The organism is Rhizobium sp. R693 (assembly GCF_002211315.1).
GTDB lineage: Bacteria > Pseudomonadota > Alphaproteobacteria > Rhizobiales > Rhizobiaceae > Rhizobium.
Window position 1 is genome coordinate 56,117 of the sequence record NZ_LOKY01000017.1, and the last position, 9,863, is coordinate 65,979.

General features: G+C 55.1%; 10 protein-coding genes. 9 read left to right on the plus strand and 1 reads right to left on the minus strand.

Annotated features, from left to right (window positions below; genetic code table 11):
• Positions 1 to 42: 42 nt before the first annotated feature.
• The 6 genes from ATY79_RS16395 to ATY79_RS16420 all read left to right on the plus strand — a co-directional run bounded on the left by ATY79_RS16395 (position 43) and on the right by ATY79_RS16420 (position 6,857).
• Positions 43 to 1,227 (plus strand): ABC transporter permease subunit, encoded by a 1,185-nt coding sequence (locus ATY79_RS16395; RefSeq protein WP_245312395.1) that lies wholly within the window; start codon positions 43 to 45, stop codon positions 1,225 to 1,227.
• A complete protein-coding gene (locus ATY79_RS16400) occupies positions 1,227 to 2,363 on the plus strand; it encodes an amino acid ABC transporter permease (protein ID WP_245312396.1) in 1,137 nt (378 codons plus the stop codon). Before ATY79_RS16395 ends, ATY79_RS16400 begins: the two co-directional genes overlap by 1 nt.
• A 17-nt stretch (positions 2,364 to 2,380) precedes the next feature.
• Complete coding sequence (locus tag ATY79_RS16405; protein WP_088704455.1) at positions 2,381 to 3,139, plus strand: amino acid ABC transporter ATP-binding protein; 759 nt, start codon at positions 2,381 to 2,383, stop codon at positions 3,137 to 3,139.
• A gap of 8 nt (positions 3,140 to 3,147) precedes the next feature.
• Positions 3,148 to 3,948: a serine O-acetyltransferase gene (gene cysE / locus ATY79_RS16410; protein ID WP_210421407.1), complete on the plus strand. Its 801-nt coding sequence runs from the start codon at positions 3,148 to 3,150 to the stop codon at positions 3,946 to 3,948.
• A 5-nt stretch (positions 3,949 to 3,953) separates the two neighbouring features.
• Complete coding sequence (locus ATY79_RS16415; RefSeq protein WP_088704441.1) at positions 3,954 to 4,844, plus strand: VOC family protein; 891 nt, start codon at positions 3,954 to 3,956, stop codon at positions 4,842 to 4,844.
• 507 nt (positions 4,845 to 5,351) lie between these two features.
• Positions 5,352 to 6,857: an aldehyde dehydrogenase family protein gene (locus ATY79_RS16420; RefSeq protein WP_189638033.1), complete on the plus strand. Its 1,506-nt coding sequence runs from the start codon at positions 5,352 to 5,354 to the stop codon at positions 6,855 to 6,857.
• Positions 6,858 to 7,031: 174 nt separating this feature from the next.
• On the opposite strand, the gene ATY79_RS16425 is transcribed toward ATY79_RS16420, so the two are convergent.
• Entirely contained in the window at positions 7,032 to 7,940 is a 909-nt protein-coding gene (locus ATY79_RS16425; RefSeq protein WP_088704443.1) for a LysR family transcriptional regulator, read from the minus strand.
• A 198-nt stretch (positions 7,941 to 8,138) separates the two neighbouring features.
• Between ATY79_RS16425 and ATY79_RS16430 the strand changes: the two genes are divergently transcribed.
• The 3 genes from ATY79_RS16430 (at position 8,139) to ATY79_RS16440 (ending at position 9,777) form a co-directional block, all read left to right on the plus strand.
• The gene (locus ATY79_RS16430) at positions 8,139 to 8,516 is read left to right on the plus strand and encodes a carboxymuconolactone decarboxylase family protein (RefSeq protein WP_088704444.1); all 378 of its coding nucleotides are present in this window, start codon (positions 8,139 to 8,141) and stop codon (positions 8,514 to 8,516) included.
• The gene (locus ATY79_RS16435) at positions 8,474 to 9,457 is read left to right on the plus strand and encodes an NAD(P)-dependent oxidoreductase (RefSeq protein ID WP_348627570.1); all 984 of its coding nucleotides are present in this window, start codon (positions 8,474 to 8,476) and stop codon (positions 9,455 to 9,457) included. Before ATY79_RS16430 ends, ATY79_RS16435 begins: the two co-directional genes overlap by 43 nt.
• Positions 9,458 to 9,558: 101 nt before the next feature.
• Positions 9,559 to 9,777 (plus strand): LysR family transcriptional regulator, encoded by a 219-nt coding sequence (locus ATY79_RS16440; protein ID WP_088704456.1) that lies wholly within the window; start codon positions 9,559 to 9,561, stop codon positions 9,775 to 9,777.
• Positions 9,778 to 9,863 lie beyond the last annotated feature (86 nt).

A 9,863-nucleotide genomic window follows, 5' to 3' on the forward strand; every position in this document is an offset into this window, starting at 1 on the left:
GCGATCGCTGGCCACCCCGACTATCGTAGTTAGGGACTAGAAATGACAGCTAGTGTGTCAACCATGATCCCGGACCGTCATAATCTACAAATGCGCATCATCAGGAAGAATGTCATTCAATTCCTGGTCGTGCTTGTCGTTGCCGTCGCTCTTTTCGGCTTAGGTTATGCGCTTCGGGAAAGCTTAGCGGCGCGAGGAATTGCGTTTAGCTTCAACTATATGAACGCTTCCGCAGGCTTCGAATTAAGTGAGGGCATGACCCTTCAGCTCAGCGATCCGTTCGGCCTGGTCTCGTTCTCTTCGGAGATGACCAACGCCCAGGCCCTTTTGACCGGACTATTCAACACCATTAAGACCGCCGTTCTCGCCATCGTCCTAGCGACTGTCTTGGGCGTCTTCCTTGGTACCGGCCGACTTTCGACAAATTGGCTCATCCGGCAAATATGCTTTTGGATCGTTGAGTTCCTTCGGAACACGCCTTTGTTGATCCAGTTGACGTTCTGGTACGTGGCCGTCGTATTGAAATTGCCGCCCCTAGCAAGTGCACTTCACTTCTGCGGGATGATATTCGCGCAGCAGGGTGTTTGGTTTCCGTCGCTTGCGGCGACCGAGGGTGCGACAACCCTTTCGGTGCTAACGCTGCTTATTGCGGTTGTCGCCACGGGGTTCGCGATTAGATCGAAGACGAACGTCCGCCGCATTGTCTGTCTCGCGGTCGCTGCTGCACTCGCAGGCTGGGCTTGCTCCTCCGGATTTCCACTCACGTTGGACCTTCCCTCGACCGGAAAATTCCGTGCCTCCGGCGGCCTTCAATTAACGCCAGAATTTAGCGCCATTCTCATCGCAATATCCGTCAATTCTGCCGCTTACATCGGGGAAGTCGTTCGCGGCGCGATTGAAAGTCTACCGAAAGGCCAATGGGAAGCGGCTGCTTCGCTAGGCTTCTCTCGGAAGTACGCACTGCGAGACATTATCTTGCCGCAGGTCTTCCGGGTTGTGCTGCCATCGTTTGGAAATCAATACATCAGTCTGGCGAAAAATACGTCACTAGGCATCGCCATTGGCTTTCCCGATCTTTTCAACGTGTATGGGACTATTGCCAACCAAACAGGTCGAAGCATGGAAGGCGTAATCATCGTCATGATTGTCTACCTTCTCATGAGCTGGGTGATCAGCGGGCTCGTAAATCTGGCTAATATAAAGCTTAGAATTCCGGGAGCACGATGATGAACACATCAGTCGCCCTAAAATGGCTGCGGTTCAATCTTTTCGCCAAGCCATTCGACACGGTCCTGACGTTGATCGTCGTGCCAACTCTGATCTGGCTACTTGTCCTGTTTGTTTACTGGGTAATTGGCCTAGCGAACTGGGAAGTCATTCGATCTAGCGCCAAAGTCTTGATGACCGGGGTATTCCCGGAGACAGAATTGTGGAGAGCCTGGATCGCGGCTGGAGCGATTTCGGCGATGCTGGCGGTGGCAGCGGCATCCGTGGCTCGTCCTTCTACAACTCGCTTGATCGTCGCTAGCGTTGTTGCAGTGATCCTTATCCTTCTAGCGGGGACGGTCTCCGAAAAAGCTGCGACCAACACATTGGCTATATCGCTGATAACGCTACTGGCTTGGCTCGTCGGGTCGAGGTCTGAGTTGATACAGGCTCACACGGCCAAGATTTATGCTGTCCTTGGCATTGGCTTTATCGCAGTTCTTTACCCGGTTGGTCCCTCTAACTGGGGCGGGCTTCTGCTGTCAGTCGTGCTTACAATCTGCTCTGCTGTTCTGACCATTCCTGTAGGCATCGCTCTCGCGTTTGGTCGCAAAAGCAAGATCGGTAGCGTTCGCACGCTCTCAACTGCATATATTGAAGTGATGCGTGCTGTCCCGCTTATCCTCGTCGTCTACCTGATCTGGATTGCGCAGCCGCTTTTGCTGTCGAACCTTCATGTTCCTGATGTCGTTCGTGGCCTTATCGGATTTGTCCTCTTTTACTCCGCTTACGCCGCTGAGTTCATTAGAAGTGGATTGCAGTCGGTGCCGCGCGGCCAGGTAGAGGCTGCGGAAGCACTTGGGTTCAGCGACTGGGACGTTAAGCAGCTAGTGGTACTGCCTCAAGCGATGCGTGTAGCGCTGCCCGGCCTTGTTGGTAATACCCTCGACATCTTCAACTACGCTCCACTGGTCTTCATCATTGGACTGACAGACTTCCTTCGTGCTGGCCAAATGGTTTTGGCCAATCCTCAGAACAGCGGCCAGACCTATGAAGTCTACGTCTTTTTGTTCGCGGCATACTTCGCGATTGGAAGCATCATCACCTTTATGGCGCGACGCCTCGAACTCTACTTCAGCAAAGGAGCACACCGATGAGCGGGAAATTCGAAACGGTGGACTCCATCGTCAATATCGAGCGCCTTAACAAGTTTTACGGCAACTTCCACGTTCTTAAGGACGTTGATCTTTCCGTGAAACGTGGAGAGGTCATCGTTGTGATCGGGGCCAGCGGCTCTGGAAAGTCAACACTAATCCGCTGCGTCAATGGGCTGGAGCAATATCAGGACGGCACATTGACGGTTGACGGCTATAGAATGCCGGTCGCTGAAGAGAGAGCAGTGGGTGATGACAAGGCCCTCCAAGACATCCGCAAGGGGGTTGGGATGGTCTTTCAGCAGTTCAATCTGTTTCCTCACATGACCGTCCTAGAGAACATTGCACTTCCGCCGATCAGGGTGCGGAAGCAACCGCGAGCAGCAGCCGAGGAGAAGGCAATGAAGCTGCTGGAGCGGGTTGGTTTGCAAGATCAGGCGCCCAAGTATCCAGCGGCCCTATCCGGTGGCCAGCAGCAGCGCGTAGCCATTGCGCGGTCTTTGGCAATGGACCCACATATCATGCTTTTCGATGAACCCACATCTGCACTCGACCCCGAAATGGTCGGTGAAGTTCTCGATGTCATGCGTGAGATGGCGTCTGAAGGGATGACAATGATGATTGTCACGCACGAAATGGGCTTTGCCCGAGAAGTCGCTGATCGCGTGGTTTACATTGATCACGGACGTATAACTGAAGTCGGAGAGCCAAACAGCTTCTTCGATAACCCCCAAAATGAACGGACACGAACTTTCCTTTCCCGCGTCCTTAAGCACTGAGAATGAAGATGAACAACGTCAAGCAAGTCGCACCGACTGGCGTCGAAGGCCTGCCGGATCGCCTCCTCACGGAAGCAAAAAGACTATTCAAGACTGAGCCTAGCCTTGGGTCCGCCTTCGCTTATGATCCGGAAACGCTCACGAACGACGCCCAGTTAATTGCGCACATTCTAGCGGCGTGCGTTTCCGCCACCGCTCGCGACATTGTCCTCAGCACCTCGTTACATGTGTTCGAGACTGACAATGAGGCCTTCCAAAACGCTATCGCTGATATCCGTGCGACAGCCACCAAGGATCGCGACCCAGGTGGCGAGATTGCCACGCTGCATTTTGCGAACGGACTACATGGCCTGCTCGCGTATCGCGTCACGCGCTCCACACTCAAAGCTGGCCGACGGGAGCTGGCATTCGCAATCAAAGGCCATACAGGACGAGCATTTGGTTGCGACATCCAGCCAGAGGCGCAGCTCGGCTCGGGTCTGTGGTTTGATCACGGATTGGGAATTGTAATTGGCCAAACTGCCGTGATCGAAGACGATGTTTCGATTTGGCATGGCGTAACATTAGGGAGCAGCTTCCATCGAGCGAAAGACGGTCCACGACACCCCCGGATAAATCGAGGAGCGACGATAGGAGCTGGGGCGGTGATTTTAGGGGGAATCGTCATTGGTGAAGGCGCGGTCGTAGCCGCTGGCTCGGTGGTTACGAAAGACGTCGATCCTCACCAAACTGTCGTCGGTATTCCAGCCAAACCAAAAGCCAGAGGCGAAAAATCCTTCACGGGGTTTAACCAGCCACTTTCGGAGTAAGAAAATTGACCAACGTTCTTGGCATCGATCACCCACTTGTCTGCGTCAATGACCTTCCAACGGTTCGTGAAAGGTATGGCACACTCGGATTCAGCATGAAGGCAATCGGCAAACACCCCTGGGGAACATCTACTTGTGCGGTTTTGTTCGAGAAGTCCCTTTTGGAACTCATGAGCATCTACGACACTTCTCTGATTGATGGGTATCCAGCTGGTGACTTCAAGTTTGGCCGCTTCATTCATGAGAGCCTTCAGGAACGCGAGGGAATCGCGCTGACGGCTCTATACAGCGACGATGCGAACCGGGACGCCAAAGCAGTCGAGGATCGCGGCGGCTCCTGCCAAGGAACAATCGAATTCGGCCGAGACGTTGTTCTTGCGGACGGATCACCGGACCGAACCAGCACTACCTTGAAAATCTTCCGGTCAGATCATTTGCCACGCCTGTCTAATTTCGCGTGCCAGCAGCACAAACGCCATCTAATCGAATTTCAGGAATGGATGGACCACCCAAATACGGCCTATGGTTTCACCTCGGTCGCGATCCTCGCTGAGGCGGATCAGCACGAAAGCGTCTTGGCCTGGCTTGGCGTTATCCACGGTCCGGACAAAATCAGCAGGGATACGGAAGGCTTTCACCGCGTGAAGACCGGAAACGGTGACTTCCTAGTCTTGGACAGGGCCAATGCGGGCACACGGTATGGACAGCTTCCTTCTAGCATCACGTCCATCTCAGAGCCGTTTGAGTTTGCGATAGACCTCAAAGTCCGTTCAATCGACGCCTTGAGGAAGAGCCTCGCTGCGTCGGAGTTTGAGCCCACTACGGTCGGGGACAGGGTTGTTCTCACACAAGCCGACAAGCTCGGCGGTGTGGTGCTTTCTTTCACCGAGGTTTGACGCGATATCTACCGACCGGGAGCCTGAATCCAGGAGGACGAACCGCAACGGCGGACGTTGCTTCGCTAGTCGCAGCCTCTCGTGCCGAAGGACCGGTTGAGTCGGTGCAACTCTTTCAAGTCGCTGACGGCATCTCCCTCGCACGCCCGGAAAAAATGGGGTCATGGTGGGATTGAACGGAGAAATCAGCAGGGACGTTACGAAGCGCCACAGCACGAACCTGTATGCTTTAGACAGACCAAATATGGGTGTCCTCGGTTATCTTCGCTAACAGGATACCGCCTTACGAATGCTTCCAGAACTGCCTATTCGATTAGGACGCCGGACAATATGCTGCGGTCTCGGATATTCACGGCCAGACCGGCGCCTTCACGCGGGCACTTACCAGCACACCCGGGCTCGTTCGGTTATCGAGCGTTGACGAAAGCGCAACGCTCGTCCCTCCTTCTCGAACGCTCCCTGCTGCAGAATTCGTCTTACCAACCACTACACTCAAGGGAGGTCAAAATGGCCATAGCGGAAAAGATCAAACTGACTGACTATCTTCCGTCCGACTGTGCTGCTGGTAAAACACTTTGGATCGGCGGAGAGTGGGAAAGCGCCGCGGACGCCCAGACCTTCGCGTCCATCGATCCAGCATCCGGCCACGAACTTGCTCAAATCGCGCAAGGAAAAGCGATTGATGTCGATCGCGCCGTACAGGCAGCGAAAGTTGCTGCCAAGACTTGGGCCGCGATGGACGGAATGGCTCGCGCGGCCATCCTTCGCAAAGCCGCAGAGTTGATCCGCGAGCATCGCCAGGCGTTGGGAACACTAGATTCCATCGACAGTGGCAAGACGATCTCCGAGACTGCCGGTCGCAATGTCGACGGCACAGCGGGTATGTTCGATTTTTACGCAGGCATCACCGACAAAATTCGCGGCTCAGTCATCGACATGGGCCCGAAAACCACCGGTCTGGTGGAGAAAGAACCGTACGGGGTTGTTGGAGCGATCTCGCCATGGAATTATCCCATGTCTAACGCAGCAACGAAGATTGCGCCGATTTTGGCGTGTGGCAACGCGCTGGTCCTCAAGCCTGCGGAGCAGACACCGCTCTCGGCACTGTTGTTGGCACATATTCTTGACCAAGCGGGTCTTCCCAAAGGCGTATTTAACGTCGTGACAGGCTTGGGTGCCGAGGCAGGTGCAGCGCTTGTCGACCACCCGGGCGTGCCGAAGCTAAGCTTCACAGGTTCCACGGCAACCGGCCGCCGGATCGCAGCAGCCGCTGGCCAAAACTTGAAATCGGTCACCCTAGAGCTTGGCGGGAAATCACCTTTGATCGTGTTCGACGATGCAGACCTGGATGCCGCAGCCAGCGGTGCGGTAACCACAGTCTTCATGAACCAAGGTCAAACCTGCACTTCCTGCGCGAAGGTTCTTGTCGCAAGATCACTCGTCGGCAGCTTTATCAGCAAGTGCCAAGAAAAGGTGGCTGCGATTAAGATCGGCGATCCGCTTGATCCGGCAAATGATCTTGGTCCAATTGTCTCCCAGGTCCAGTTGGAGCGCGTGAAGAAGTTGCTTGCCCAGGGCGCGGCTGCGGGTGCCAAGCAGGTCGAACTCAAGGCGGATTACAAGCCGCTCGACGGCGGCAATTTCATTGCGCCTGTTATCTTGACCGATCTCGACCCCACGAATCCTCTGGCCAAGGAAGAGATTTTTGGACCGGTAATGGCCGTCTATCCGTTCGATACCGATGACGAGGCCTATGCGGCCGCAAACGACACCCAATATGGTCTTGCTGCTTCGGTTTGGACAAATAGCCTGGCCCGAGCGGAAGTAGCAAGGCGCGTCATCAACGCCGGTATCGTGTGGATCAACTGCGTCCACACGCTCTCGCTCAACACTCCGGTGCCAGGCCGCAAGGCAAGCGGACTTGGGTCCGAGTACGGCTGGGAAGCAATGGACAACTACATGCGTCTCAAGACCACCGTGACGATGTTCGGCGGATATCAAGGCCTCTTTTGATAAGCGCATCAGCCCGGTCCAAGGGCGTCTCACAACTCGCGGAAGCCGATGAAGACGACCAGAAAGGAGCGCCTTTTGCCTTTGGTCTCGGCCTTCGTTCAGGCTTTATCGACGTTCACGACCTTGAGCGGGGGTGGAGATCATTGAACGCGTAAAAGGCCTTCACGCTGTCCGCTAGGGCCTGATGACGTTCAAAGAAGCCTTGAAAGCCTGCAGCAACGCACTTGCCGCGGGCGAAAGCTTTCTTCCTCTTCGCGTCAGTAACTGAGCTTCGGCCGCGCGAAGGTACGGCTCCTCGAACTCCGTTGCGACGAGGTCGCCATTAGCGATTTTCGCAGCAAAGCCAAATGCGGGACTTACAGTCACGCCGTCCCACTCTAACGCAAATCTTTCGAGCGCGAAGTCCGAATTAGCGATTAGTTTGGGCGCAAGCATTACGTGTTCATCATCCTCTGCGTGCAAGAGCGTCTGCCTTATACCAAACTTCCCTGGCAAAAGCCCAAGATCGTAATTGACTAAATCGGAAATCCTCACTCGGCGACTAAGGGTCGTCAGGGGGTGGGAAGGCTTAGTGATAGCGCACATCGGATGAAGCTTTGCAGCATTACAGTGTAACTTTGGATCCTTAGGCGGATTGTAAGCGAGCCCTATGTGAGCGTCGCCCTCTACGATCTTCTGAACGATCTCGTCGGTACTCCCGAAAGAAAGATTGAGCTGGACGCTCGGATGTGTCTTCGAAAATTGCTTCATTACAGCCATCGCGGCCTCTCCAAAGCCCCTCCCCAATGCAATGGCAATTGCGCCGCGCTGTAGACCAAGGATTTGCCAAACGCCTTCTACCACTGTCTCGATCTGCCGCCGTTGATCTTGGAAATAGCTTAGGAAGAGGGTGCCAGCCTCCGTGGGCCTCACGCCCCGTCCGTGGCGTTCAAGCAAAGGCACGTTCAGCTCCGTTTCCATTTTAGCAATCTGGCGGCTTAGCGCTGACGGCGACGTGTTTAGGACTTCCGCTCCCCCTCGTACTGAGCCCGCTGTAACTGCCGCCTCAAGATAAGCGAGATTCCGAAAGTCGAAGTGACTCATTCGTTTGACCAGGGTGGTCCGCCTTCTTTGATCGCTAACTTTTCCTGAACCCGACAAATCGGTCCCACCTCTATCTGCTCCTGCCGAATGGTATAGCCACTGTTCTTCAAATGGCAACACTCGTTTCAGGACGAGGCACTCTGCCCCAGCGATTGCGTGTCATTGTTTCGAAAACAGGCGACACAGAAAGGACGTGCCATGACGAGTGAACTCTACGAACGCGGACGTGCCATCCGCGGAGAAGTAATAGGAAAGGAATGGTCGGAGGCGGCCATTGCCGATCCGAACGCCTACGACTTCCCCTTCCAGGAGCTTGCCCTGCGCTATTGCTGGGGTGAAATCTGGGACCGCCCTGGCATTGACCGGAAAACCCGAAGCATAATCAACCTCGCTATGCTCAGCGCGATGGGCCGTTCAGGTGAACTCGCCGGTCATGTACGCGGCGCACTTACCAATGGGGTAACCGAGGATGAAATCCGGGAGATCTTTCTTCAAGTCTGCATCTACGCAGGTGTCCCGGCCGCTGGCGAAGCATTCAAGGTCGCCAAAGAAGTGATTGCAAGCCAAAAGAAATGAATGAGGGTTCCAACATGAAGGTCGCTGTCATTGGCCTGGGTCTGATGGGTCTGTCTATCGCTAAGAACGTAGCGAAGGCAGGTTTTGACTTAAAGGTTTTCGATATTAATGAAGCCGCAGCCGCGTCTATTCCGGAAAGCATTGTCAGCGTGGCCAAGACGCCTGGCGACGCGGGTCGCGACACGGATGTCGTGCTCTTGTCCCTCCCTGGTCCAACGGAAGTAAAGTCCGTTTGCCTTGGTCCAGGCACTTTATCTGAAACGCTGAAGCCTGGTGCGGTTATCGTAGACCTGTCCACCAATGGTGTGGATGTCGTCAAGGAGTTGGAGGCGAAGCTCAAAGACAAAGGTGTGAGCTTTTTGGACGGCCCCGTGAGCGGAGGGCCGTGGGGAGCAGCTGACGGCACGCTTGCTATCTGGGTCGGCGGCGACAAGGCAGCGTTTGAGAAAGCCCTCCCTGTTCTTAAGGCAGCCGGAAAGGCAATCGAACATATGGGCGCGGTAGGTACCGGTACGATTACCAAGCTCGTCCACAATACCGGAGCGAACATCCGCCATGTGATGCTCTCAGAGATAATGAACCTGGGCGTAAAAGCCGGGATCGAGCCGCTGGCTCTGTTCAAGGCTATCCGCGAGGGATCAAACGGACTCCAGCGGACGTTTGATGGGATTGCAATGAAGTACATGGACGGCACGTACGACGAGCCCGCCTTTAGATTGCGCCACGCCCATAAGGACCTTCGGCTTGCGCTCGAACTCGCCGACGGCATGGGGCTCCAAATGGACCTGTCCAAAGCTGTGATGACTCAACTCGAAGCAGCGATGGATAAGGGATGGGCCGACAGGGATAGCTCGGCAGTTGCTCTCATCAGTCAGCAGGCTGCAGGGATCGAGATCAAGCCGGTCGATAAGGCGATCTTGAAGGAAATTGTTTCCAAGTGAGGATTTCGGGGGTAGCGACCGACTATCCCCGAATTATCGAACAGAGAGCTGATCCAGCGCGAAAAGTATCGACTTGGCCTTCGCAGGGGGGGCCGCTAAGAATGCGATCAACACCTCGACAAAGCCTTGATTATTTCTTCCGTGTCGCGGAACTTGGCTCAATCCGGGCGGCCGCAGACCAGCTGCGGATTGCTCCTTCGGCGGTGAGCAGGAAGATTGCTCAGCTTGAGTACGAGTACGGCGTTGAATTGTTCATACGCCAAGCGAGAGGCGTTCAGCTTGCAGATTCCGAGGCAAGCCGCCCCCGCATTCCGAAATGATGCCGCCCCCCAATTCCGAGAATTAACCGCCCCCTTGTTCCGAGATGATGCCGCCCCCTGATTGGGCTGTTTGTCGGGGTGTCCTG